Below are 25,817 nucleotides of genomic sequence, written 5' to 3' on the forward strand. Positions count from 1 at the left end.
CGGTTGCCTCAGGCGGGGACGGCGGTGGTGGGCCGCACCGTGGGCCGGCAGTCCAGGAGGCCGACGGGGCGGCCCATCGCGACGGCGATCTTCCGCTCGCCGCGGTACGGGTCGCGGCCGTGCGCGCAGAGCACGTTGTCGACCAGCATCACGTCGCCGGCCCGCCAGGTCTCGCGGACGGTGGCGGCGTCGTAGGCCGCGTTGAGGGCGTCCACGTCCTCCCGGGACAGCGGCTCGCCGTCGCCGAAACCGGTGTTGAACGGCAGGCCGTCGGCCCCGAACTCGTCGACCATGGCCTCCCGGATGTCCGGGTCGAGGGACCACTCGTTCCAGAAGGCCAGGTGGTTGAACCAGACCTCCTCGCCGGTGTGCGGGTGGTGGACGGTCGCCGAACGCAGCTGGCTGGTCCGCAGGTTGCCGTCGGGCTGCCACTGCCACGTGATGCCGTTCGCCCGGCAGTACGCCTCGACGTCGGCACGGTCCTCGGTGCCGAAGGCGGTGCGCCAGCCGAGCGAGACGTAGTCGGAGTAGTTCCGGGTGAGGGTCCAGCCGGAGGACCGGCCGCGCTCCACCAGGTGGTCGGGGAGCGCGGCGAGGACCTTGCGGACGTCGGCGGTCGGGGTGGCGCCGCCCCGCTCGGGAGCGGTCAGGCAGGCGAAGAGCAGCCGCCCGGGGAAGGTCAGGGTGTAGCTGTTCTCGTTGTGCATCCGGATCGACTGGGCGGGCGGCAGGTCGGTGGACGAGTAGACGCCGTCGCCGAAGTCGCTGCGCGGGGTGGCCTTCTCCCGGTACGGGGTGGGCTCGGGGATCAGCACGTCACGGACGGCGGCGACGTCCGCGCTGGTCGCGACCGGCAGCCCGCGCAGGAAGATCGTGCCGTGCTCGTGGAGGGCGGCGGTCAGCGCGGTCTCGTGCTCGCGCAGCCAGGCGCAGGCCTCGGCGAGGTCGGCTCCGGCCGGCGCGTGGGCGAGGGCCGGGCGGCCGGGGTTCAGCTCCCAGGTCGGCATGGCGGCGCTCACCGCTGGTCGAGGGTGGCGAGCAGGCTCGCCGGGCGGATGTCGGTCCAGTTGGCCTCGATCCAGTCGAGGCACTCCTGGCGCGGGGCCTCGCCGTGGACGGTGGTCCAGCCGGCCGGCACGTCGATCCAGACCGGCCAGAGCGAGTGCTGGTTCTCGTCGTTGACCAGCACCAGGTAGCCGGCGTTGTCGTCCTCGAACGGGTTGCTCATGGTGGTCTCCGTAGGGTGAGAGGTGCTCTGGGGGTGTGATTCGAAGGTAGGGGCGCCGGGCGGGTGTGAGCGGCACAAGGGACGGCAGGTGAGCGGCAGTTACGGCGCTGCCGAGGGGCGGTCGCCGAGGGGCGGGGCGCGTGAAGGGGGTGGCAGGGGTGGGGCCGGGTGGGGTCACCTGGGCGTGAGACGGACCGGGAAGTGGTCCAGGCCGAAGTTGATGATCGAGCGGTTGTGGCGGACCGGCCCGGTCGGCTCGATGACGGCCGCCTTCTCCAGCGCGGCCGTGTACAGGGCGCTCAGCTCGGCCTTCGCCAGCGGGGCGCCGATGCAGTAGTGGGCGCCGAGGCCGAGGGCGAGATGCTTGTTGGGCGAGCGGTCGAGCCGGATCTCCTCGGGAGCCTCGAAGGCCTCCGGGTCCCGGTTGGCGGACCACACCCACACCGCGACCCGGTCCCCGCGCCGGATCCGCCGGCCGCCGAGCTCGACGTCCCGGGTGGCGGTCCGCAGGGTGTGCAGGCCGACCGAGGTCCAGCGCAGCAGTTCGTCCACGGCAAAGTCCATGGACACCTCGCCGCGCTGCAACCTCCGCCACAGGTCGGGGCGCTGGACGAGGGTGTGCAGCCCCATGGCGGCGGTGTGCCGGACGGTCTGGACGCCGCCGACGACGATGTTGTCCAGGTTGAGCACCACGTCCTCGACCGGCAGCAGCCGCCCGCCGACCCGGTAGGTGGCCATCATGGAGATCAGGTCGTCGCGCGGGTCGGAGCGGCGCAGCATCACCTGGTGCAGCAGGTACGGGATCAACTGCTGGTGACCGGCCCGGCGTTCCTCCGGGGTGCGGCCGAGGAAGGCCACGTCGCAGACCCGGACCACCATGTCGCGGTCCTTCTCGGGGACGTCGAGCAGGTCGCACATGACGGCGAGCGGCAGTGCCGAGACCACGTCGACGAGGTCCACCTCGCCCTGTTCGACGGCCCGGTCGAAGAGCTCGCCGGCCCGCTCGGCGATCGAGCGGGCGGCGCCGCGCACGCCGCCCTTGGAGAAGAACGGGTTGGCGGGCGCCCGCAGTTCACGGTGCCGGGGCGGGTCGGTGAGGGCCATCATGCGGCCCGAGCCGACGGGCACGTTGCCCTGCCCCGCGCCGAGCAGCGAGCCGGACTCCGAGCTGAACACGGCCGCGTTGCGCAGCACGTCCGCCGACTCCCGATAGGTGAGGACCGACCAGACGGGGCCGTCGTCGACGGTGTCGGTGAGGTGGACGGGTGCCTGCCTGCGCAGGTCCTCGACCAGGGCCGGGGTGTCGGGCCGGGCCCACAGGTCCGGGTCGGTGAGGTCGACGGCGGTGGTGGCCGTGGCGGTGGTGGTGGCGCTGGTGGTGGTCAGCATGACGGCTCCTGGAGGCTGCTGCGGTCGGTACGGGACGGGTCGGGGTCCTGGCGGCCGGTCAGGGGCGTGATGAGGGAGGCCAGAAGGTCGACCGGGCCCGGCCGGTCGACGGTGGCGAGGAGGTGCCCGCCGGGCACCACGCGGTGCCCGAAGGTGCCGCGGGTGTGGGCGGCCCAGCCGGTGAGGCCGGTGGTGGCGAGCATCGGGTCGTCGGCCCCGGCCAGGGCGTGGAGCGCGGAGCCGATCGGCGCGTGCGGCCGGTGCCGGTAGGTGGCGCTGACGGCGAGGTCGGTACGGATCGCGGCGAGGGCGAGCTCCACCAGATCCGGATCGGCCCGGACCAGCTCCTCCAGCCCGGTGAGCCGGAGCAGTTCGGCCGCGTCCAGGTCCCTGCTCCCGCGCCCGGCCCACTCGGCCGGGGAGGGCGCGCCGGCCGTCACCACGAGCGCGGGGCGCAGGTCGGCGGGCAGGGCGCGGGCGACCTCGTAGGCGAGAAGGGCGCCGAAGCTCTGCCCGTAGAAGCCGAACCGTCCGCCGGCGCCGCCCGTCAGGTACGGGGTGAGGGCCTCGGTGACGGCGCCGACCAGGGCGTCGAAGTCGGGCGGCATGGGGTGCCGGCTGCGGCCGCCGCGGGCCGGCGGGCGCAGCGCCCACACCTCGGCGACGGGGGCGAGGGCGCGGGCCAGCGGGGTGTAGGCGGTGGCGTCGCCGCCGGCGTGCGGGAAGCAGAACAGCCGGAACGGGCGGTGGGCCTGCGGCGCGGGGACGAGGAGCCAGTCACCCTCGGCGCGGGGGCGGGCGGTCCGCGCGGCCGGGGTGCCGACCGTGCCGCTGAGGGTGGCGGTCATCGGACGGCCTCGCGGCGGGCGGTGAGCGCGGGGCGGGCGGCGGCCGGGCCGGCCGCGGCGGCACGGCGTACGGCGGCGGTGAAGTCGGCCAGGTCGGCGGCGTCGAGGAGGTGGCGCAGCTGGAGTTCGACGTTCAGCTTGCGGCGCAGGAGGTGGACCACGCGCAGGGCGGCGAGCGAGTGGCCGCCGAGGGAGAGGAAGTCGTCGTCGGGCCGGACGGCGGGCACGCCGAGGACGGTGCGCCAGACCTCGGCGACCTGCTCGTCCACTCCCCCGGGCGCGTCCGGTGCGGCGGTCTCGGGGGCGGGGACCGGGGCGGGAGCGGGGACGTAGCTGGTGGTGGGGGCGGGGAGGGCGCGGTGGTCGACCTTGCCGTTCGGGGTGAGCGGCAGGGCGTCCAGGACGGTCACGGTGGACGGCACCAGCTGGGCGGGCAGGGTGCGGCGCAGCTCGGCCAGCAGATCGGCGGGGCGAACGGCCGCTCCGGTCACGTAGCCGGCCAGCCGCTGGTCACCGGGCGCGGCCTCGTGCACGGTGACCGCGGCGGCGGTGACCCCGGCGAGGGCGCCGAGCGCGTGCTCGACCTCGCCGAGCTCGATCCGGAAGCCGCGCAGCTTGACCTGGCGGTCGACCCGGCCGACGTATTCCAGGAGGCCGTCGGCGGTGTGGCGGGCCTGGTCACCCGTGCGGTACATCCGGGCGCCGGGCTCCGGTGCGAACGGGTCCGCAACGAACCGGCCCGCGGTCAGGCCCGGATGGCCCGGATAGCCGTGGGCGAGGCCCGGCCCGGCCAGGTACAGCTCGCCGACCGCGCCGGCGGCCGTCACGGGGGCGAGCCGGTCGTCGAGCAGGTGGGCCCGGACGCCGGGCAGCGGCTCGCCCAGGTGGGGGCCGGGGCCGGTGATCCGGGCGGTGATCGCGTCGACGGTGCACTCGGTGGGTCCGTACAGGTTGAGCGCGTCGATCCCCGCGTCGGCCAGTTCCCGCCAGGTCCGTACGGGCACGGGCTCACCGCCCATGAACAGCCTCGGCACCGGGCCGCCGGCCAGCGGCTCGCGCAGCAGCCGCCAGTGCGAGGGCGTCAGGTCGAGGTCGGTGACACCGCGTTCGGCGAGCAGCCGCACCAGACGGGCGGGATCGGCCCGCCGCTCGTCGTCGATCACCACCAGGGTGTCGCCCCGGCAGATCCGTATCCACTGCTGGACGGAGGCGTCGAACGACACGCTGGCGTTCCAGGCGACCACCCCGGGCTCCGGGCGGTAGGCGCCGCTCGCTTCCAGGGCGGCGGCGAGGGCGGCGACGGCACCGTGCGGGACCTCGACGCCCTTAGGGCGTCCGGTCGAGCCGGAGGTGTGGATGACGTAGGCGGAGTCGAGGGGGTGCGGGGTGACGTCGGCGTCGGTCTCCGGGTCGTCGGCGACGGCGTCGGGGCGCAGCACCGGGACGCCTGCCGGTACGGGCGGCGCCGCGTCGGCGCTCACCACGGCGGCGAGGCGGGAGTCGGCGGCCACGAAGGCGATCCGCTCGGCCGGATAGGCGGGATCGAGCGGCACGTACGCGGCCCCGGCCCGCCAGACGGCGAGCAGCGCCACCGGCAGGTCGGCCGTCCGTGCCAGATGCACCCCGACCCGGTCACCGCGCCGCACCCCCTGCGCCCGCAGGGCGCGGGCCAGACCGGCGGTACGCCGGTCCAGAGCGGCGAAGTCCAGGCTGCCGTCGGCCGCGTGCACGGCGACCCGCCCGGGGTGGGCGGCGACGACGGCCCGCAGGCGGGACAGCAGATCGGGGGCGGGAGCGGGGGTGCGGGCCGGGGTGGTGGCGGACGGTTCGGCGAAGGTGGTCATGGGAGATGCTCCTCGGGGTGGTCGGTGGAACGGATGGGTCGGATCACGTGGGGAGGCGGGCGGGAGGGCCGTGCGGGCCCGTCTCCCGCCGCGGTGGCACGGCGGACGCGGGGGTCGGGCGGGCCTGGCGCCCTAAGTGGTCCGGGCGGCAGGGGGTGCGGGCGTGGCGCTCGGTACGGGTCGGGCGGGCGGGGATCCTGGTGCGGGGCGGGCGGCGGGGAGCCGTACGGTCCGGGCGGAGCCGGCGGCCGATGCCGACCGAGCGCCCCGACGAAGGGGCGAACGGCGGGTGGCGGCCCAGTCGCCGACTCGGGGCCGCATGGCTCATGGGGCCTGGCGGGTCGATGCCGATCGAGCGCCCCGCCGGAGGGGGAACGGCGGGTGGCGGCCTGGTCCCCGACTCGGAGCCGCATGGCCGATGGGGCCTGGCGGGGCGATGCCGATCGAGCGCCCCGCCGGAGGGGGACGACCGGGCCGGCCTGGTGCCGACGCGGTCCGGACGGCCCGAGCGGACCCGGTGCCCGATGTCACCGGGCCCCGCCGAAGGCGGAAGACGGGTGACGGCCTCGCGTCCGACACGGCGCCGGAGGCCCATGCAACCCCGGCAACCGACGCCCCGCCGAAGGCCGAACGACCGAGGGCGGCCGACACCCGCCTCGGGGCCGGACGGCCCATGCGGACCTGGCCCACCACCTCGCCGAATCGGAACGGCCGGTGCCGGCCTGGCCGCGACACGGCGCCTGAGGCCCATGCGCCCCTGGCAACCGACGCCCCGCCCAAGGCCGAACGACCGAGGGCGGCCCGGCACCCGCCTCGGGGCCGGACGGCCCATGCGGACCTGGCCCACCACCTCGCCGAAGCGGAACGGCCGGTGCCGGCCTGGCCCCGACAGGAGCCGGACGGCCCAGACGGGTGCGGCGCCCGACACGGACCGGATGCCCCGGTACGGGCCTGGCCCACCACCCTCGCCGGAGTGGAACGGCCAGTGCCGGCCTGGCCCCGACACGAACCGGACGGGCCATGGGCGCTTGGCACCCGCCTCGGGGCCGGACGGCCCGTAACGACCTCGCGACCGAGCCGACCGAGCCGACCCAGCGCCCCGCCGTAGGCGGAACGCCCCCGTCTCGGCCCCTTGCCCCCGTGAGGGGCGGAAGCGCCGAGCGGCCGGGACGCCCAGCGGCGGCGGAACGGCCACATGGAGCGGGAACCCCTTGCCGGCCAGGCACCCCGGCGGGCCCGGTGTCCGACCCGGGCAACCGGCCACGGCCGGGACGCCCGTGGCCGGCCGGACGGCCGTCCGCGCCAGGCGACCCGCCGCGGGCGGCGGCCCGTGCCCGGCCCCGAGCACAGCCGGCCCCGCGCACCGCACCGGCCCCGCGGGCCGCCGGCACCCGGCCCCGTAGGCCACGCCCCCGCACCCCGCACCGGCCTCACCCGCACCGCCGCCTCCCCCATCAGGCGTCCGCCGCCAAGCGGGCCAGTGCCTCCGCGTAGGCGTCGAGGAAAGCGTCCGCCGTGGCGTCGTCCACCACCGCGCGCTGGTGGTCCACGGCGAGCAGCACGCGCTGCGAGACGGGGTCCTGGATGAGGGAGGCGCCGAAGGCGAAGCTGTTGGGTTCGTGGCGGAGGCTGGGTTCGCAGCCGATGCGGCCGTCTTCGATGCGGGCCGAGGTGAGCCGGCCGAGGGCGTGGAAGCGCAGGTAGCCGAACTGGCTGTCGAGCGCGGTGTCGGCCATCATGCGGGCCAGCCGGGCGAAGGGCACCCGGCGGTGGGGCATCATGTCGAGCTCTTCGCGGTGGACGTACCGGACGAGGGATGCCAGGTCGTCCGGGTCCGGTTCGGCGAGCAGGGGGACGGTGTTGAGGAAGAGCCCGTACACCTCGGTGCCGCCGAGCCGTTCGAGACGGCCGTTCATGGCGAGGCCGGTGGTGACGCGGCGGCGGCCGGTGATGCGGGCGAGGGCGTGGAGGTGGGCGGCGAGGGCGACCGACTTGACGGGCACGGCGAGCGCGTCGGCGACCGCGCGCAGCTGCCCGGGGGCGTCGGGCAGCACGCGCTCGACCGTGCGGGGCAGTTCGTGGACGTTCTCGCTGCCGGGCCAGAGCTGACCCGTGGCGCCGTGGAGACGGCGTTGCCAGTAGGCGACGGACTCCGGGTCGCCGGCGGCGGTCCGTTCGACGGCGACGAAGTCGCGGAAGGTGGTGCGGGGCGGCGGGGTGGGCACGGAGGAGGGGTCGGCGGCGAGTGCGGTGTGCCGTTCGAGGATCTCGGTGAGCAGGGAGGTGAAGCTCCAGCCGTCGAGGATGGCGTGGTGTTCGGAGATGGTGAGCTGGAAGGCGTGGTCGGAGAGGCGCTGGACGGTGATCCGGAAGAGCGGCGGCGCGGCGAGGTCGAAGGGCCGGTCGCGGTGGTGCGCGAAGACAGCCCGTATCCGCTCGTCCTGCGCCTGCTCCGCCTGCCCGCGCAGGTCGGTGAACTCGACCGGTACGGGCAGGGTGCCGTGCACGAGCTGGAGCGGTTCGCCGTAGCCGGAGAGGTCGAGGCCGGTGCGCAGCACGGCGTGCCGGGCCATGGCCTCGCCGACGGAGCGGCGGAAGGCGGTCTCGTCGAGGTCGCCGGTGATCCGGTAGGAGTTGACGTTGTGGTAGCTGTCGGTGCCGCCGGCGACCTCCATGTGGAAGACCATGGACAGCTGCATGGAGACCATCGGGTAGGCGTCGACGATGTTGGGGGGCAGCTCCGCCCGGTCGTCCTCGGCGACCATCGCGAAGGGCCGGTGGACGGCGGGGTCGGTGGGCACGGGGCGGGCCAGCGGCAGCAGTCGGGCGACGGTGGGGGCGTTGAAGACGTCCCGCAGGGTGATCTGCCAGCCCCGGTCGTGCAGGGCGCCGGCGAGCTGGACGGCGCGGATGGAGTCGCCGCCGAGGTGGAAGAAGTCGTCGTGGACGCCGATCCCGTCGACGCCCAGCACCTCCGTCCAGACGCCGGCGAACAGCTCCTCCTCCGGGGTGCGCGGCTCGACGTGCCGGCCGGCCGGGGTGGCGGCGGCGCGGCCGGGGGCGGGCAGCGCGGCGCGGTCGACCTTGCCGTTGACGGTGAGCGGCAGGGCGTCGAGGACGGTGACGCTCGCCGGGATCATGTAGTCGGGGAGCGTACGGGAGAGGAAGGCACGCAGGTCGTGGGGCTCGGCCGATAGGCCCCCGGCCGAGCCATCGACCACGCCACCGGCAGCGCCCCCGGCACCGCGCACGGTGACGTAGGCGGCGAGTCGGTCGTCGTGGACGGTGACGACGCAGGCGTCGACGTCGGGGTGGGCGGCGACGGCGTTCTCGATCTCGCCGAGCTCGATGCGGAAGCCGCGCAACTTCACCTGGAAGTCCGCCCGGCCGACGTATTCGAGGCCGCCGTCCGGCAGTCGTCTGACGACGTCGCCGGTGCGGTAGAGCCGGGCGCCGGGCGGGCCGTACGGGTCGGCGACGAAGCGTGCGGCGGTGAGGCCGGGGCGGCCCCAGTAGCCGTGCGCGAGGCTGCCGCCGCCGACGTACAGCTCGCCGGGGACGCCGGGCGGGCAGGGGCGCAGCCAGTCGTCCAGGACGAGGGCGGTGAGGTGTGCCATGGGTTCGCCGACGAGGCTGCGTGCGAAGCCGGCGCCGCCTTCGGCGATGTCGTGGGTCGTGACGTGGACGGTGGTCTCGGTGATGCCGTAGAGGTTGCAGAGCCGGGCGGGCGGCAGCGGGTCGAGGGCGTGCCAGCGCTGGACGACGGCCGGGTCGAGGGCTTCGCCGCCGAGCATGATCCACCGCAGCGCGGGCAGGGGGCGCGGCCGGCGGCGCAGCGCGGGTTCGAGCTGGCGCAGCGCGGAGGGGGTGAGGCAGAGGTGGGTGACCTGTTCCTCGTCGAGGAGGGCGGCGAACTCGTCGGGCGAGCGGCTGGTGAGGTACGGGACGACCGCGAGGCGGCCGCCGTGCAGCAGGGCGCCCCAGAGCTCCCAGACCGTCCAGTCGAAGGCGTAGCTGTGGAAGAGGGTCCAGACGGTGTCCGGGCCGAAGCCGAAGTGGTCGCGGCCGGAGTCGAGGAGGCGGCTGACGTGCTCGTGGGCGACGGCGACGCCCTTGGGGCGGCCGGTGGAGCCGGAGGTGAAGATGAGGTAGGCGAGGTCGCCGGGGCGGCCGGCGGCGGGCGGGCGGACGTCCGGCTGGGCGGCGATCTCCTCCGCTCGGGCGGCGAGGTCGAGGGTGTGCCAGGGACCGTCCGGGGCGCGGTCGGGCCGGTCGGTGAGGACCAGGCTGACGGCGGTGTCGCCGAAGACGAGGGCGGCCCGGTCGGCGGGGGCGGCGAGGTCGACCGGCACGTAGGCGGCGCCGGTCTTGAGGACGGCGAGGACGGCGACGGGTACGGCGGTGGTGCGTTCCAGGAGCAGGCCGACCCGGTCGCCGGGGCGCACGCCGCGGGCGAGCAGGGCGTGGGCGAGGCGGTTGGCGCGCCGGTCGAGTTCGGCGTAGCCGAGGGTGCCGTCGGGGTCGCTGACGGCGGGCCGGTCGCCGTGGGTGTCGGCGGCCCGTTCGAAGAGGTGGTGCAGGCAGTGACCCGGGTCGAGGCGGGCGGGGCGGTGCGGCGGGGCGGCGGAGGTGAGCCGGAGCACGGTGGCGTCCGGGTCGGTGAGGGCGGCGTCGAGGAGGGCGGCGTAGTCGGCGGCGAGCCGGCGCACGGTGCCGGGGTCGAAGAGGTCGGTGTCGTATTCGGCCTCCCCGCGCAGTTCGCCGCCGTCGGCGCCCTCGAAGACGGACCAGGTGAGGTCGAACTTGCTGGTGCCGTTGGAGCGGACGGCGCGCTCGGCGGTGGCGGCGCCGAGCTCGAGCGGCGTACGCGGCTCGGTGTGGGCGCCGAACACCACCTGGACGAGCGGCGGATGCTGGGGCGTACGGGTGGTGCCGAGCAGGTCGACCAGCTGGTCGAAGGGGACGTCGAGGTGGCCGAACGCGTCGAAGGCGCCGTCCTGCACGTCGGCCAGCAACGCACGGAAGGTGGCGCCGGGGGCGAGCCGGACGCGCAGCGGCAGTAGGTTGACGAAGTAGCCGAGGAGGTCGGCGAGTTCGGGACGGTCACGAGTGGTGACGGGGGTGCCGACGAGCAGGTCGTCGGCGCCGGCCCAGCGGCCCATGAGCAGGGCGAAGGCGGCGAGTTGGACCGTGTACGGGGTCACGCCCTCCTGCTCGGCGAGCGCCCGGACCCTGGCCGCGGTGCCGGGGGCGAGGTCGAACGGCTCGGTGGCCCCGCGCCGGCCGCGCTCGGCGGGCCTCGGCCGGTCGCCGGGCAGCTCCAGGAGGGTGGGCGCGCCGTCGAGGGTCCGCTTCCAGTGGGCCAGCTGCTCCTCGTACGAGGTGTGCCGCCCCTCCTCCGCCCAGTCGGCGTACTGGAGGGTGAGCGCGGGGAGGTCGGTGGCCCTTCGCTCGGTCAAGGCGACGTAGTGCTCGGCGAGTTCGCGCTCGAAGAGGTCGGCCGACCAGCCGTCCCAGACGATGTGGTGCACCACGAACAGGAGCGTGGTGCGGTCGTCGGCGAGCCGGATCGCCTCCGCCCGCAGCAGCGGTCCCGTGCTCAGGTCGAACGGCTCGGCGGCCCGTTCGGTGATCAACCGCTCGGCTCGGCCCGCCCGTTCGGCCTCGGGCAGCCCGCGCAGGTCGGTGACGGTAAGCGGCAGGGCGAGCGTGCGGTGGACGTGCTGTCGGGGGCCGTCGGCGTGCAGGGCGAAGGTGGTGCGCAGCACCTCGTGCCGGTCGACCACGCCGTCCAGGGCACGCTGGAGCAGCGCGAGGTCGAGCGGGCCGGTGACGTCGTACGTCCACGGGGTGGTGTACGTGGCGTCCCGGGGGTTCCACCGGTCGAGGAACCAGAGCCCGCGCTGGAGGGCCGAGAGGGGGGCGGTACGGGTCGGGCCCACGGACCGGGAGGACTCCGGCGGGACGGCCGGGGCGGCGGGGCCGTCCGGGGCGGCCGGGTGCGGGGTGACCGTCAGGTCGGCGGACGAGGCCGGCGCACCGGCGGACGGGCCGTCCGATGCGGCGATGACCGGGCCTGCCGACGTGCCGGCCGGGTTCGGGGGCGGCGTGACCGTCAGGTCGGCGGCCGAGGTCGTGGTGGCCAGGTCGGCCCGTACGGAGGGCGGCGGCCCGGCGGGGACACCGGCGGACGGGCCCGCCGGAGAGGGAGCCGGGCCTGCCGACGTGGCGGCCGGGGCCGAGGGAGGCGTGGCCGGTGGGTCGGCGGGGTGGTCGGCCGGCGCGGGGGGCGGTGGCGCGGGGGGCAGGTCGGCGGACGGGCTCACGGCCTCGTTCCCTTCGGTCGGGCGGATGGGCGGGCGGTCGGGGTGCCGGGTCATCGCGGGGTCAGCCGTTCGGCGATGGCGCCGACCGTCCGGCCGCGGAACACCGCCTGCGGCGGGACCCGGGTGCCGGTCTCCTGGGTGAGCCGCATGGCGACCCGTACGGCGGCCAGGGAGTTGCCACCGATCCGGAAGAAGTCGGTGTCGGGGCCGAGGTCCTCGGTCCGGCCGAGGACGGCCCGGACGGCGTCGGCGACCAGCCGTTCGGCGGCGGTGAGCGGGTCGGCCGGGGCGGTCTCGGGGCGCTCGGCGGGGGCGGGCAGGGCCCGGCGGTCGACCTTGCCGTTGGGGTTGAGCGGCAGCGCGGTGAGGATGTCGAGCGTGGCGGGCACCATGTGCTCCGGCAGCAGCACGGCCAGGTGGTCGAGCAGCGCGTCGGGGTCCGGCGCGGGCGCGCCTGGGGCGGTGGTGACGTACGCGGCGAGCCGGCGGTCGCCCGGGGCGGGCTCGTGGACGGTGACGGCGGCCTCCCGCACGGACGGGTGGCGGGTGAGCGCGTCCTCGATCTCCCCGGGCTCGACGCGGAAGCCGCGGATCTTCAGCTGGTCGTCGATCCGGCCGGTGATCTCCAGGACGCCGTCCGGCGTGCGGTGGCCGAGGTCGCCGGTGCGGTAGAGCCGTTCGCCGGGCGCGCCGAACGGGGAGGCGACGAACCGCTCGGCGGTCAGGCCGGGGCGGCCGACGTAGCCGAGGGCGAGTCCGCCGCCGGCCGCGTACAGCTCGCCGGTGGTGCCGTCCGGGACGGGGCGCAGGTGTTCGTCGAGGACGTGGACCGTCTTGCCGTGCAGGGGGCGGCCGATGGGGATGGAGGTGCCGGCGGTGTCCTCGCGGGTGGCGCGGTGGCAGGTGGTGAGGCCGAGGCTCTCGACCGGTCCGTAGCCGTTGGCGACGGTGAGCCGCGGGTAGTGGTCGAGGGCCTTGCCGACGTGGGTGACGGAGGCCCGTTCGCCGGCGGTGAAGGCCACGGCGAGCTCGTCGTAGGTCTCCGGGAACTCCTCCAGGAGGAAGTTGAACAGGCTGGCGGACAGCTGGAGTTGGGTGACGCCGTGGCGGCGGGTGAGGTCGCTGATCGTCTGCGGGTCGGGCCGCCCGCCGGGCTGGAGCACGCACACGCCGCCGAAGGCGAGGGCGCCGAACAGCTCCAGGGCGAAGGCGTCCCAGGAGACCGGGGAGCACTGGAGCCAGACCTCGTCGGGTCCGAAGCGGGCGTAGTCCTGGCCGAGGTAGGTGGTGGTGAGGGCGCGGTGCGGGACGGCGACGCCCTTGGGGCGGCCGGTGGAGCCGGAGGTGAACATCACGCAGGCGAGGTCGGTGCCGGTGACCGGCAGGCCCGGGTCGTGGCCGGGGCGGGCGGCGAGGGCGGTGGCCGAGGCGTCCAGGTCGAGGTGGCGGGCGACGGGGAAGGGCGGGCTCGCGTGGCGGTGGGTGACCAGCAGGGCGGCGCCGCTGTCGGCGACCGCGCCGGCCAGCCGCTCGGCCGGGAAGTCGGGGTCGAGCAGGGTGTAGGCGGCGCCCGCCTTCAGGGCGGCGAGCAGGGCGGTCACCAGGTCGGGACCGCGCTCGACGAGGACGGCGACGGTGTCGCCGCGGCCGATGCCGAGGCCGGTGAGGTGGTGGGCGAGGCGGTTGGCCCGCTCGTTCAGGGTGCCGTAGTCGAGCCGGTCCTCGCCGGACACCAGCGCGAGGGCGTACGGGGTCCGGGCGGCCCGGTCCTCGAAGAGCGCGTGTACGGGCGCCTCGACGGCGGCGGCGAGGGTGCCGATCCAGGCCTCGCACAGCTCGGCCATGGTGGCCGGGTCGAACAGGTCGGAGTCGTACTCGAAGCGGCCGGTGAAGTCGGTGCCGCGGTCGTCGACGGAGATCGACAGGTCGAAGCGGGAGACCGGGTTGGAGTACAGCTCGCGGGTCACCTCGGTCCCGCCGACGGTCAGCGGGCGGGTGTCGAGCGGGTGGAGTTCCAGGAGCAGTTGGCAGAGCGGGTTGCGGTCCTCGGTGCGGTCGTCGGGGCGCTCCGCCATGACGGCGCCGGCGATGGCGTCGAACGGCGCCTCCTGGTGGCGGTAGCCGCCGATCGCCACCTCGCGGACGTGCCGGACGAGGCCGGGGAAGTCCATGTCCTCCTCGACCCGTACGCGCAGCGGCAGCAGGTTGACGAAGTAGCCGATCAGGGCGTCGAGTTCGGACCTGTCGCGGACGCTGACCGGGGAGCCGAGCACGAGGTCGCGGCGCCCGGTCCGCCGGTGCAGGGTGAGCGCGAGCCCGGCGAGGAGCACCATGAACGGTGTCGCGTCCTCGCCTCGGGCCAGCGCCCGGACGCCCTCGGCGACCGGCCGGGGCATGACGAAGCGGTGGAAGGCGCCGTGGAAGGACTGGAGTTCGGGGCGCGGACGGTCGGTGGGCAGGAGGGGCTCGGTGGGCGCGTCCCGCAGGTGCTCGCGCCAGTAGTCGAGTTGCCGTCCGGCGGTGTCGTCCTGATGCTGCCAGAGGCTGTAGTCGGCGTACTGGACCGGGAGTTCGGGCAGCTCGGCGGGGCGGCCGGCGGCCAGGGACTCGTACAGTGCGGCCAGTTCGGACTCCAGGACGGGCAGTGAGCCCTCGTCCCAGACGATGTGGTGGCAGAGCAGCAGCAGGGTGGACGTGGCGCCGGTGCGGTAGAGGTGGGCGCGGACCAGCGGGCCGGTCTCCAGGTCGAAGGGGACGAGGGCGGCCTCGGCGAGCAGGGCGTCCAGGGCCTCGGTGGTGGTCTCCCGCACGGTGAACGGCAGCTCCACGGACGGGTGGACGACCTGCCGGGGGCCGTCCTCGGCCGGCTCGAAGGTGGTGCGCAGCGCTTCGTGCCGGTCGACGACACCGGCGAGCGCCCGGCGCAGCAGTTCGGGGTCGACCGGCCCGGCGAAGCGGAACACCCAGGGCACGTTGTACGTGGGCGCGCCCGGGTTCCACTGGTCGAGGAACCACAGTCCGCGCTGGAGGTTGGCCAGCGGCGCCTCGGTGGCGCCGGTCCGCTGCAACGCCGGGCGTTCGCCGCCGCCGTCCGAGGCGGCGGTGACGGCGGCGGCGAACTCGGCGAGGGTCGGTGCGTCGAAGATGGTGTACGGGGAGATCATGCCGAACACGTCGAAGACGCGGCCCACGACCCGTACGGCGGTGAGGGAGTCCCCGCCCAGGTGGAAGAAGTTGTCGTCCGCGCCTACCTCGGGCACGCCGAGCACGTCCGCCCAGACGGCGGCGATCAGCTGCTCGGCGGAGGTGCGGGGCGGTCGGCGGCCGGCAGCCGGTGCGGCGGGCACGGCCTGGGGCTCGGGCAGCGCCGTCCGGTCCACCTTGCCGCCCGCGGTCAGCGGGAAGGCGGCCAGCGGTGTGACGGTCGCGGGGACCATGTGCTCGGGCAGCCGCGCGGCGAGGTAGGAGCGCAACCGGGCGGCGTCGGGGCCCGGGGACGGAGCGTCGGAGGCGGTCCCGGTGCCGGGCCCGGCACCTGTGCCTGTGCCTGTCCCCGCCCCTGTTCCTGTGCCTGTCCCAGCCCCTGTACCTGTGCCTGTCCCAGCCCCTGTACCTGTGCCTGTCCCCGCCCCTGTACGCGTCCCTGCCCCCGCCCCTGTTCCTGTGCCGGTGACGTAGGCGGCGAGGCGGCCCTCGTGCGCGACCACGACGGCTCCGGCGACGTCCGGGTGGCGGGCGAGCACCTGCTCGATCTCACCGGGCTCGACCCGGAAGCCGCGGATCTTCACCTGGTGGTCGGTGCGGCCGACGTACTCCAGCGGGGCGTCGGCGTCGCCGGACCGGCGGACGACGTCACCGGTGCGGTACATCCGGGCGCCCGGCTCGGGGGCGAAGGGGTCCGCGACGAACCGGCCGGCCGTCAGGCCCGCGCGGCCGTGGTAGCCGGAGGCGAGCAGGGGCCCGCCGACGTACAGCTCGCCTGCCGTGCCGGGTGCGACCGGCCGCAGCCCGTCGTCGAGCACGTACGCGCGCCGGTCGCCGAGCGGGCCTCCGATCGGGACCGTGTCGCACTCCCCCGCCGCCGGGCCGGCGAGCTCGTGGACGGTGGCGGTGACGACGGTCTCCGTCGGCCCGTACGCGTTGAGCAGCGGCACGCCGGTGGCGGTCCACCAGCCGGCGGCGGCGTCCGGGTGGAGCCGGTCGCTGCCGGAGATCATCAGCCGGAGGGCGCGCGGGACGCGGCCTCCGGCCCGTAGCGCGGCCACCACCTCCTGGAAGTACCCGGCGGCGAGGTTCGCCACGGTGACGCCCTCGGCGTCGAGCAGGTCCAACAGAGCGGCCGGTGCGAGAAGTCGCTCCTCGGGTACGAGAACGCAGGCGCCGACCGAGAGGGCGGTGAGCACCTGTTCCACGGCGACGTCCACGGTCGGGCGGGCCATGTGCAGCACCACGTCGTCCTCGGTGAGGCCGAAGCGCTCGACGGCGGCGGCGAGGTGGCCGGTCAGCGCGGTGAGCGGAACGTGCACGCCCTTGGGGCGGCCCGTGGTGCCGGAGGTGTAGACGAGGTAGCCCGCGGCGGCCTCCCGGCCGCTGCGGGGCGCGCCTTGGGCCCCGGCACCGGCACCGGCCCCGACCCCGCCTTCGCCTCCGGTCCCGGCCTCGGCCCCGGCGGTCCCGGCCCCGGTCCCGACGAGTGCGCCGTCGGTGTAGGCGAGGGTGGGACCGGCGTCCTCGCGGATCCAGCGGTTGCGCTCCTCGGGCGCCTCCCGGTCCAGGGCCAGGTAGGTGGCGCCGGCGCGGAGGGCGGCGAGCAGGCCGACCACGTGGTCGAGCCGGTCGCGGCCGGTGACGGCCAGCGTCCGCCCGGGGGCGATCCGTGCGGCGAGGGCGCCGCTCAGCTCGTCCAGTTCCCGGTAGGCGACGGTCCGCGCGCCGAGTCTCAGGGCCGGACGGTCCGGGAACCGGCGTGCGACGGATATGAAGGGGAAACCGCGAGATTCCATCATCCAACCCCGATGAATTGACGACGCTGCGAGCAGTGAGGTCGACGATAGGGCGGCGTCTCGGGGCCGATCGGCAGAATGCACGGAAGTCCATCGGCAGTTTCATCTGCCGCTCGACCTGCGGTGATGTGCGAAATGCGGGCAGCCCACCGACACGCGCACGGGCGCCATTTCGGTGGGCTGCTGAAAACTGGGACTCAGGGGGATCAGAGAAATTCAGGGGAATTCAGGGGAATGCGGGGGACCAGACGTCGTCGGGGTCGAGTGCGGCCGGCGCGTATTTCCCCAGCGCGCTGATCAGCAGGCGCAGTTCCAGCGCGAGGCATTCGGCGAAGCGGACGAGCCCCGCGCGCGGGTCCTCCGCCGTGGCGAGCAGGGCCGCCCGGCCCAGGCCCACCGCGCGGGCGCCGAGCGCGAGGCTCTTCACCGCCCGGCCGCCCTCCCAGATCCGTCCGGAGACCAGCAGGCAGGGCGGGGGCCCGGCGGCGGCGAGCCGGCGCAGGCACTCCGCCAGGGGCAGGCCGACCTCGGCCGGGAAGGCGTCCGGCGCCCAGCCGGTGCCGCCCTCGGCGCCGTCCACGGTGACGGCGTCCGCGCCGGCCTCGGCGGCCACCCGGGCGGCCTCGGCGACGTCCCGGCCGGGGTGCAGCTTGACCCAGACGCGGGCCCGGGGGAAGTTGTTGCGCATCAGCCGGACCTGCTGGCGCAGGATCTCCGCCGTGAAGGTGCCGGGCGTACCGGACCGCAGCACGCGGCCGTCGCCGAAGACGTCGTCGATCCCGTACCGGTCGCCGAGCCGGGCGGCCGCCTCGGCGTCGAGCACGGTCATCCCGCCGAGGCCCGGTTTGGCGCCCTGCCCGAGCTTCAACTCGAAGGCCAGCCGACCCGATTCCAGCAGCGGGAGGGCCGCCGGGTCGCTGTAGACGAGGTTCCACACCTCGGCGTCCGCGTCCTCGGTGGACTGCTGCACGGCGACGCCGCCCTGTCCTTCCGGCAGTGCCTCGGCGTAGGCGCGGAGGCGGCCGAGGAGCGCCCGGTCCGCCGCCTCGCCGAGCCGGCCGTAGCCGTTCACCGGGACGACGTTCTCGCCGATCACCATGGGAATCCCGAGGGCGCCGGCCTGTCGGCTGAGCGCGAGGCCGAGGTCGCCGCCGGCGGCCCGGGTGGAGCCGAGCGCCGACACGTACACGGGCAGGGAGGAGGTGAATCCTCCGATGGCGGTGGTCAGTTCGACGTCCCGGTAGTCCGGCTCCCGGCCCAGGTCGATCAGCCGGGCGAGCCGCTGGGGCATGAAGACCGGCGGGGTGATCCGCAGGGCGTCGAGCGGGTCCCGCTCGACGCCCGGGCGGGGCCGGTCGCCCCGGTGCTCCGCCCCGAACAGGACCCTGCCGTACGCGCCGGGCGGCGGGAAGGCCGCGGCCGCCCCGGTCCGGGCGCGGTGCCGGACCTCCTCCTCCGGGAAGCCGGGCGCCGAGAGGTCGCTCACGGCGACACCACCCCCGCCAGTTTGGGGAAGGCGCTGGCCTGCCAGACCGCGTCCAGACCGGCGACGTAGCGGGTCAGCCGCTCGACGCCGATGCCGAAGCCCGCGCTGCCGGGGACGCCCTCGCGGACCAGGTCCAGGTACCAGCGGTACTTCTGCGGGTTCTCGCCGGTCTCCCGCATCCGGGTGACGATCTCCGCGTAGTCGTTGGTGCGCTGGCTGCCGCTGCACAGCTCGCCGTACCCCTCGGCCGCGATCAGGTCGAAGTTGCGCAGCAGCCCCGGGTTCTCGGGGTCCTCCCGGTCGTAGAAGCCGCGCGAGCCCTTCGGATAGTCGGTGACGAAGAAGGGGCGGTCCCGCCGGGCGGACAGCAACGCCTCGCCCTCCCAGTCGAGTTCGGCGTCCGTGCTCTGCGGATGGCCGAGTCCCCGGAGTTCGGCGACCGCCTCGGTGTGCCGCATCCGGCCGAAGGAGCCCTTCAGGAGCTCGGCGAACGCCTCGACATCGCGGCCGAGTTCGGCGAAGTCCTTGGGCAGCTCACGGATCGCGCTGTCGACCATGTGTACCACCAGCTCCTCGACGAGCCGGACGGCGTCGTCCCTGCTCGCCCCTGCTATCTCCACGTCGAGCTGGTGGAACTCCGCGAGGTGGCGGCTGGTGCCGGCGGTCTCCAGCGGTTCGAGACGGACGTTGGGAGCGATGCAGAAGATCTTGTCGAAGGCGAGGAGCGAGGCCTGCTTGTAGAGGATGGCGCTGGTCATCAGCTTGTAGCGGTGACCGTAGAAGTCGACGTCGACCTGCTTGGAGCCGCGTGAGCCGGGGTCGGTGACCGGCCCGATGATCGGCGGCAGCAGTTCGGTGAAGCCGCGCTCGCGCAGGAACGCGCGGGCGGAGGAGAGCAGGTGATGCTGGATCCGCAGGGCGCTGCGGGTGGCCGGGGCGGTGAGGTGGCGGCCCGGGTCCGGGAGCGGTGCGGTGGCCGTGTGCCCGTCGGTGGTCATGGTGTGGTGAGTCCCAACTCTCGTCGTGGCGTGGACGTCGTACGGGGCGGTGCGGCGGACGCTCCGGGCGGCTCGGGGGCGGCGGCGACGGCACCGGTGACGGCCGGGCGTGCGGCGGCGCGGGCGTCGTAGGTCCGCTGGACGTGGGAGAGGGACGCGAGCAGCCCGGCCGAGCCGAGGATCGGCGGACGCGGCCCGCCGTCGCCCAGTCCGGCGATGGGCATCGACCCGACGCTCGACCAGTGCAGCCGCCCGTCGGGCGCGAGCGAGCTGCGGGCCCGGCCGGCGTTGTCGGGATGCAGACAGTAGGGGACGTCCAGATACCCGGCGGCGAAGGCCCGCACCAGCGCGCGCCCGATGTCGGCGTCCAGGTCGAGAACGGCCCCGATCAGGGCCCGCGCCTCGGCCTCGATGCCGGTGTCATCGATGCCCGTGTCCGCGCTACCGGTGTCGTCGGGGCGGGTGCCCGGGTCGTACGGGCCGGGGGCGCCGGCCCGTACCAGCCGGGCGCGCTCGTGGGCGGCGGCCGTGGCGGCCGTCTCCAGCGCCCGGACGTTCTCCTCCACGGTCGGGATCCGGTGCGCCTCGGCCGTGGTCTTGACGATCAGCCGGGCCGCACCGGCCCGTACCGCGAGGCGGGCCGCGTCCTCCAGGAGCAGCCGGGCCCCGCCGGGCGAGCGCGGGAAGACGCCCATGTACGCGTAGAGGACGAGGTGATGGTCGACGTCCGGCAGCAGTTCCCCGGCGAGCCGCCCCAGCACGGTGAGTGCTTCCTCGTCCTGGCGCGGATCGGCCTGCTGGGCGTAGCTGAGCGAGATGTCACGCAGCCCGTGCTGCCGGAAGAACAGGGCTTCCAGCACGCTGACCGCGACGAGCAGGCTCGGCGGGCAGAGCTGCCCCATCAGGCAGCCGCCGAAGGTCTCCAGGTGCGGCTCGGCGCCGAACTCCCTCACCGACGCGAGCAGTTCGCAGCTGCGCCGCCATTCCTCGACCGCCTCGCGCAGCGGCGTCCGGCTGTACGGCAGACAGTACGAGACCGGGCCGCCCTCGGTGGCGTCCAGGCCGGCCGCGAGCAGGGCGCGGACGATGTGCTGCGGCGCCGGAGAACCGTGCCGGACCTGCACCGGGAAGCGCGGGTCCGCGATGCCCCGCAGCACGGCGCGGGTGGTGTCCGCGGAGTGGGTGGCGATGGGGTAGCCGTTGAGGCCGGCGCCCTCGGCGAGCGCACGCCGGGCGGCGGCGAGGTCGCCGGTGCGGGTGTAGCTGTCGAGGGTGATCGTGCCGACGGTGACGGCGTCGGCGCGCCGGGTGGAGAGCAGGCCCTCGCGCATCCGCGACGGATCGGCCATGCCCATCCTGGGCTGGACCACCAGCTTCCCGGCTGCCCTGGCCCGGGCGACGAAGGCGCCGAATCCTGCCGACGGGAGGGCGGCGGTCCCGGTCACAGGAGCACCCCCGCGCCGGCGGCCGGCGTCCCGGATCCGGCGGACAGCGAGCGGACGAAGGACGGGAACTCCCGTACCGACCGGTCCTCCTCGAAGACCCCGTCGAAGCCCGCCGCCAGCAGCGCCCGCCGCCGGGCCGGGGCGCCGGATCCGGCGATCCCCAGCTTGCCTCCGATCACGGTCGTCGTACGGGCCAGCGCGGGGCAGGCACGCAGCGCCGCGATCACCCGCAGTCCGTCGTGGAAGCCGTGTCCGTTCACGCTGCTCAGCACGATCAGATCGGGCTCGATCCGGCGGCACTCGGCGACCAGCAGGGCGTCCGGCACACATGCGCCGAGGTTGGTGACCCGGTGACCGAGCTCTTCGAGGAGCAGGTGGAGGAAGACCAGGTTCCAGGTGTGGGAGTCCGACGCCATGGTCGTCACGACGACGTCCAGACCGGCCGGCTCGGCCTTTCCGTGCTGCTCCACGGCATGCTGATCCACGGCGCAAACCCTCTGTGTCGGTAGGTGGTGGGGAGTCCCGGGGGTGGTGGGGCCTCCGGGCGTCCCCAGGTCCGGGTGTCCGGCCCGCCCGGCCGTGGACAGAACGCTAGGGAGTATCGGGGCGTCGGACCGGCAGCTCACCCGGCAGGATGCGGGCAGTATCGCCGTACGGGACGGCTGTGCGGACCGCTGTCGGGACCGCTGTACGGACTGCCCCGTACGGGGCCGCCGTAAGGGACCGCTGTACGGCCCCGAGGACGAACCCGCCGCCCGACGTGGCCGCACGAGCACCGCCGTACGAGGAGCGCGGCACGATCCCGCCGTACGAGCCTCAGCTCACCGTCGCCAGTTCCGCGTAGGCGACGCGGCTCCCGCACAGGCTCCGGCAGAGGTTCAGGACGGTGAACCGGACGCCGTCGCGGGCCTGGACGCTGCGGATCAGACCGCTCGCCAGGAGCTCGTGCACCGCCGCCAGGCACTCCTGCGGCGGGCGGCCGCTCAGGGCGACGGCGTCCTCGCCGGACCAGTCCCCCGGTTCGGCCGCGAGCCGCTCAAGCAGGTCCCGCTGGCCGAGCGTCAGCCGGTCGAGGGCGGCCCCGAGGGCCGCCCGGATGTCCGCCCTGCCGCCGTACCCGGCGGGCGGCGGCGCCAGGTGGAACGGCCCGTCCGCGAGGCGCGCCACCAGCTGGCGCGGGGACAGCACCGTGGACCAGCCGGCCACGAGCTCCAACGCCCCGGGCAGTCCGTCGAGTTGGCGGCAGAGGGCGGCGACGGCGGGGGCCTCGTCGGGTTCGAGGCGATAGCCGGGGCGCAGTCGGCGCAGGTGCGAGAGCAGCAGCCGGACGGCGCCGACCTCGGCCAGGGCGAGCGGGTCGTGGTCGAGTTCCGGCCCGGGGGTGGGCAGCGGGGCGAGCGGGATCACCTGGCCGCCGGGAAGCGGCTGCGGGACCCGGGCGGTGATCAGGACCCGGAGGCCGGGGCAGCGCTGGAACAGTTCGTCGAGGAGTGCCGTGTCCACGCCGGCGTCGGCGCCGTCCAGGACCAGCAGGGTGGGCCGCTCCCCGATCGCGCGGGCGAGGTCGGTGCGGCGTTCGAGCCCGGCGACGGGCAGCCGGCCGCAGTCGATCCAGCGCACCGACCAGCGGGAGGCGAGGTGCAGCCGTCTCGCGACCTCCAGGGCGAGGCGGGTCTTGCCGACCCCGCCGAGGCCGGCCACCGTGACCAGCCGGTCGCCGTGCACGGAGAAGGCGTCGGCCAGCACCTCGACCTCCAGGTCGCGCCCGACGATGGCGCCCCGGGCGACCGGCGGTGCGGCCGGTTCGTCCGCCGGTTCGTCGGCGAGCGTCTGCCGGCGCGCGGTGGCCTCGAAGAGGGACCGGTTGCGGCCTTCGAGGCGCAGGGCGTCGGCGAGCAGCCGGACCGTCTCCTGCCGGGGGCGCCGCACCCGCCCGCTCTCCATGTCCCGGATGGCCCGGACGCTCAGGGTGGCGTGATCGGCGAGCACCTGCTGGGTCAGGCCGACCCGCTCGCGCCAGATCCTGAGCAGCTCTCCGAAGCCCGCCGTCGACTGCGGCGACCGCACACCGTCCATGCCTCGTCCACCTTCCGTGGGATGGCCAACTACGGGGGACGGGGGACCCGGGCGGCCGTCCGGCGCGCCGAGGCGGCGCCGGACGGTGGTGACCGCCGAGCCGTCTTCCCCCCTGGCACCGATGGTCCACGGCACGGCTCTACGGGCGATCAACGGCCGATCACCAGGGCGTCGGCTCCGTCACCGACATGGTCGTCTTCGCCAGACGGGTGGCCCACCTCGCCGAGGTCACCACCGTGACCGGCCCCGTAGACGGCCCGGCCGCCTACGGGTTCACCGGCCCGCTGACCGCCGCCGCCGCGAGTGACGGTCGGAGGCGTTCACACGGCGCCGGGATCGCAGGTTCTCAGCCCGGTGACGCCATCGGGCCGCGACCCGTACCCGGCGAAGGTCGCCCACGCGCCGGGTTCGAGGACGCGGCACGGGGCGACCTGTCCGTCGGCGTACTCGACGGTGACGGCGACGGTCACGTCGCAGCCGTTCTCGACGCTGGTGTAGCGCCAGCCCGCGTAGTACCGCACGCACTCCGGAGGTGTGGATTCGGTGGCCGCCACGGCGGTCGGTGCGGCGGTCAGGGCCGTCGCCAGGAGCCCGGTGGCGGCGGTGGCGGCGAGCGCGGCAGGACGCGCGATGCGCGTGATGAGCTTTGTCATGGCCCGGATCATCGAGGTGCAAAAGTTCTTGCGCAAGTTGCTGAAACTATTTTCAGCCAGCACGCGGGGGTCGATGGCGGCAGACATGTCGGACTCGAATCGAATTCGAAACTGTATCCTGGCCTCATGGACACCGAGGCGTGTGGGACCACCTCGCACATCACCCTTCACGGGCATTCCGGCAAGGCACGGAACTGGCACAAGGCCGGCTGGAGCCGGGTCCTGCGTGAAGGAGTCGTGGGAAGCCTGATCATGCTCATACCGGCCCTGCTCCTCGGGTTCTTCCTCTCCTGGTGGATCGGCGTCGCCATCATCGGGGTGACGGCGACGTCGGCCGTCCTCTCCTCGGTCTTCTTCTCGCTGCGGGGGCACCGGCCGGCATGCTCGGTCAAGAAGGGCCTCGTCCTCGTCATGGGGTGGTGGGAGCGCCTCTGAAGGCGACTCCGTCCCGGCCGGCCGTCAGCCCGCCGGGACGGAGTCGCGCCGCTGCCGTCGGGCGAACCAGCGGGCGGCGGGCTCCGTGGTGACGCCGTGCAGGACGACGCTGAGGAGGACGGTCGCGCAGGTGACGTTGACGACGAAGGCGGCGTCGTCGTCCGGCAGCCGGCTGTAGGCGAGGGCCGCGAAGACGATGGAGGTGACGCCGCGTGAGCCGAACCATCCGATGGCTCCGCGCTCGGCCCGGCTGAAGCCCGTGCCGGTGAGCGCGGCGGCCACGGGCACGATCCGGGCGACGGTGAGGACGAGCAGCGCGTACGCCATGACGGGAAGGTCGATGCCGTGGGCGAACTCCTCCGCGATCAGCGCGCCGAAGGTGAACCAGACCGCGAGGGCCATGAGATGGCTGATGTCGTACACGAGGCCGAGGTGGTCGTCGCCGAGCGGGTGCGCGGTGTGGGCGTAGCACACGCCGGTCACGAAGGCCGCGACGAAGCCGTTTCCGCCGAGGGGCACGGCGGCCGTGTAGGCGAGGAACGGCAGGGCGAGACCGGCCAGTCGCAGCCCGGCGGGGGCGGCCCAGCCGGCGGCCAGGCACGTCCGCACCAGCCAGGCGGCCAGGAAGCCGAGGGCCACGCCGACCAGGACCGCGTACCCGGCACCCTTGAGGGCGCTCAGGACCAGGTCGCCGAAGGAGTCGCCCTCGGCCGTGACGAGGTTGGCCACGCAGAACACGAAGAGGGGGGAGACGAGACCGTCGTTGAAGCCGCCCTCGATGTTCAGGGCGGCCCGCACCCGCAGCGGGACCCGCTCGTCCCTGAGGAAGGTCAGGGCGGGGGCGAGGTCCATCGGCATCACGACGAGCGCGGCCACGGCCAGGAGCCACCCGTTCGTGCCGGGGAAGAGCAGGGCGCCGAAGAGGACGGCGAGGACGACGGAACCGGGCAGGGCGATGCCGAGGAGCCGGCTCTCGCCCACCGAGCCGCCCAGCCGCTGGTAGTCCCTGGTCTCGGTGGCGTCGGTGAAGAGCATGACGGCCAGGACGAGTTCGACGCACGTCCGGAAGGTGTGGGTGTCCATGTCGAAGGCGACGGCCGGCCGGTCGCCGCCGGTCAGCACCACCCCGGCGGCCGCGAACGCGATGGGCGCCGTGATGCTCCACCGGGTCAGCCGCTCGGAGACCAGCGACCACAGGAACAGCAACGACAGAAGCACGAGAACAGCGACCATGGACACTCACAAAGGGGAGGAACGTGATGAATCGACCCGTGCGACCATCCTCGCAGCATCGTCAGCGGGGTTCGCCTCCGCCCCCCGTGTCCCCGGCCACATTCCCGCGCCACGCACGAAGGAGTGCCGGCCTCGGACCGCTACCACCGGTCGGCGGGCGGCAGGTGACACGCCGGTCCTCAGCCCTTGGCCACCAGGTCCCTGAGCGCGATGTTGAGCTTCAGGACGTGGACGCGGGGCTCGCCGATGAAGCCGAGGATGCGGTCGTCGGTGTGGTCGGCGACCAGCTTCTCGACGGTGGCGACGGGCAGGTGGTTGCGTTCCGCCACGCGGTGGATCTGGAGCCGCGCGTACTCCGGGGAGATGTGCGGGTCCAGGCCGGAGCCGGAGGAGGTGACGGCGTCGGCCGGCACGTCGGAGGGCTTCACCGTGTGGTCCGCGGTGGAGTTGTCCTTCACCACCGCCGCCTTGGCGTCCTTGACCCACCGGATCAGGTCGGCGTTGTCTCCGGAGCGGTTGGTGGCACCGGACAGGAGGAGCGCGTACCGGGTGTTCACGGAGTTGGTGCCGAGACCCTTCGACGGGCGCGGCTGGAACCAGCGCAGGTCGGGGGTGGGGGCCTCGTCGCCCTCCTTCGACGGCAGGTCGTAGCGTTGGCCGATGAGTTCGGAGCCGACGACCCTGCCGCTCGCGTCCCGGATCTCGGAGCCGTTCGCCTTGCCGGGGAAGGCGAGTTGGGCGAGGCCGGTGACGGCGAGCGGGTAGAGCACGCCGCAGACGACGGTCAGGACGAGCAGGGCGCGCAGGCCCGCCCCGAGCACACGCCCGGTGTTTCCTACGGAGTTGTTCATCG

16 protein-coding genes are annotated in these 25,817 nt (G+C 74.8%); 1 reads left to right on the forward strand and 15 read right to left on the reverse strand.

Annotated features, from left to right (window positions below):
• Positions 1-8: 8 nt before the first annotated feature.
• The 13 genes from ABTZ91_RS08755 to ABTZ91_RS08815 all read right to left on the reverse strand — a co-directional run bounded on the left by ABTZ91_RS08755 (position 9) and on the right by ABTZ91_RS08815 (position 23,383).
• Positions 9-1,007, reverse strand: coding sequence for a TauD/TfdA family dioxygenase (locus tag ABTZ91_RS08755; protein ID WP_352076692.1), 999 nt, complete (start codon positions 1,005-1,007; stop codon positions 9-11).
• 8 nt (positions 1,008-1,015) lie between these two features.
• Positions 1,016-1,228, reverse strand: a complete 213-nt coding sequence (locus ABTZ91_RS08760) for an MbtH family protein (protein WP_128984835.1) — start codon at positions 1,226-1,228, stop codon at positions 1,016-1,018.
• Positions 1,229-1,402: 174 nt separating this feature from the next.
• Complete coding sequence (locus ABTZ91_RS08765; protein ID WP_352076428.1) at positions 1,403-2,617, reverse strand: cytochrome P450; 1,215 nt, start codon at positions 2,615-2,617, stop codon at positions 1,403-1,405.
• Positions 2,611-3,465: a thioesterase domain-containing protein gene (locus tag ABTZ91_RS08770; protein WP_352076429.1), complete on the reverse strand. Its 855-nt coding sequence runs from the start codon at positions 3,463-3,465 to the stop codon at positions 2,611-2,613. Before ABTZ91_RS08770 ends, ABTZ91_RS08765 begins: the two co-directional genes overlap by 7 nt.
• The gene (locus tag ABTZ91_RS08775) at positions 3,462-5,309 is read right to left on the reverse strand and encodes a non-ribosomal peptide synthetase (protein WP_352076430.1); all 1,848 of its coding nucleotides are present in this window, start codon (positions 5,307-5,309) and stop codon (positions 3,462-3,464) included. Before ABTZ91_RS08775 ends, ABTZ91_RS08770 begins: the two co-directional genes overlap by 4 nt.
• 1,454 nt (positions 5,310-6,763) lie before the next feature.
• Positions 6,764-11,635, reverse strand: coding sequence for an amino acid adenylation domain-containing protein (locus ABTZ91_RS08780; RefSeq protein ID WP_352076431.1), 4,872 nt, complete (start codon positions 11,633-11,635; stop codon positions 6,764-6,766).
• Positions 11,636-11,685: 50 nt separating this feature from the next.
• Positions 11,686-16,638 (reverse strand): amino acid adenylation domain-containing protein, encoded by a 4,953-nt coding sequence (locus ABTZ91_RS08785; RefSeq protein WP_352076432.1) that lies wholly within the window; start codon positions 16,636-16,638, stop codon positions 11,686-11,688.
• Positions 16,639-16,864: 226 nt separating this feature from the next.
• Entirely contained in the window at positions 16,865-18,124 is a 1,260-nt protein-coding gene (locus ABTZ91_RS08790; RefSeq protein ID WP_352076433.1) for a glutamate synthase-related protein, read from the reverse strand.
• Positions 18,121-19,122: an asparagine synthetase A gene (locus tag ABTZ91_RS08795; RefSeq protein WP_352076434.1), complete on the reverse strand. Its 1,002-nt coding sequence runs from the start codon at positions 19,120-19,122 to the stop codon at positions 18,121-18,123. Before ABTZ91_RS08795 ends, ABTZ91_RS08790 begins: the two co-directional genes overlap by 4 nt.
• On the reverse strand, positions 19,119-20,567 hold the full coding sequence (locus tag ABTZ91_RS08800; RefSeq protein ID WP_352076435.1) for a methylaspartate mutase: 1,449 nt from the start codon (positions 20,565-20,567) through the stop codon (positions 19,119-19,121). The genes ABTZ91_RS08795 and ABTZ91_RS08800 overlap by 4 nt, the downstream gene beginning before the upstream one ends.
• A complete protein-coding gene (locus tag ABTZ91_RS08805) occupies positions 20,564-21,052 on the reverse strand; it encodes a cobalamin-dependent protein (protein WP_352076436.1) in 489 nt (162 codons plus the stop codon). The genes ABTZ91_RS08800 and ABTZ91_RS08805 overlap by 4 nt, the downstream gene beginning before the upstream one ends.
• Positions 21,053-21,383: 331 nt before the next feature.
• Positions 21,384-22,643: a helix-turn-helix domain-containing protein gene (locus ABTZ91_RS08810; RefSeq protein WP_352076437.1), complete on the reverse strand. Its 1,260-nt coding sequence runs from the start codon at positions 22,641-22,643 to the stop codon at positions 21,384-21,386.
• Positions 22,644-22,963: 320 nt separating this feature from the next.
• Positions 22,964-23,383, reverse strand: a complete 420-nt coding sequence (locus tag ABTZ91_RS08815; RefSeq protein WP_352076438.1) for an alpha-amylase — start codon at positions 23,381-23,383, stop codon at positions 22,964-22,966.
• 39 nt (positions 23,384-23,422) lie between these two features.
• Here ABTZ91_RS08815 and ABTZ91_RS08820 point away from each other — a divergent pair, with 39 nt between their 5' ends.
• Complete coding sequence (locus ABTZ91_RS08820; protein WP_352076439.1) at positions 23,423-23,731, forward strand: hypothetical protein; 309 nt, start codon at positions 23,423-23,425, stop codon at positions 23,729-23,731.
• A gap of 24 nt (positions 23,732-23,755) precedes the next feature.
• On the opposite strand, the gene ABTZ91_RS08825 is transcribed toward ABTZ91_RS08820, so the two are convergent.
• Positions 23,756-24,964, reverse strand: coding sequence for a cation:proton antiporter (locus ABTZ91_RS08825; RefSeq protein ID WP_352076440.1), 1,209 nt, complete (start codon positions 24,962-24,964; stop codon positions 23,756-23,758).
• Between the two features lie 179 nt (positions 24,965-25,143).
• Complete coding sequence (locus ABTZ91_RS08830) at positions 25,144-25,815, reverse strand: potassium-transporting ATPase subunit C (protein WP_352076441.1); 672 nt, start codon at positions 25,813-25,815, stop codon at positions 25,144-25,146.
• Positions 25,816-25,817: the final 2 nt, after the last annotated feature.

Source organism: Streptomyces sp. NPDC126499 (assembly GCF_040302485.1).
In the GTDB taxonomy this organism is placed as follows: domain Bacteria; phylum Actinomycetota; class Actinomycetes; order Streptomycetales; family Streptomycetaceae; genus Streptomyces.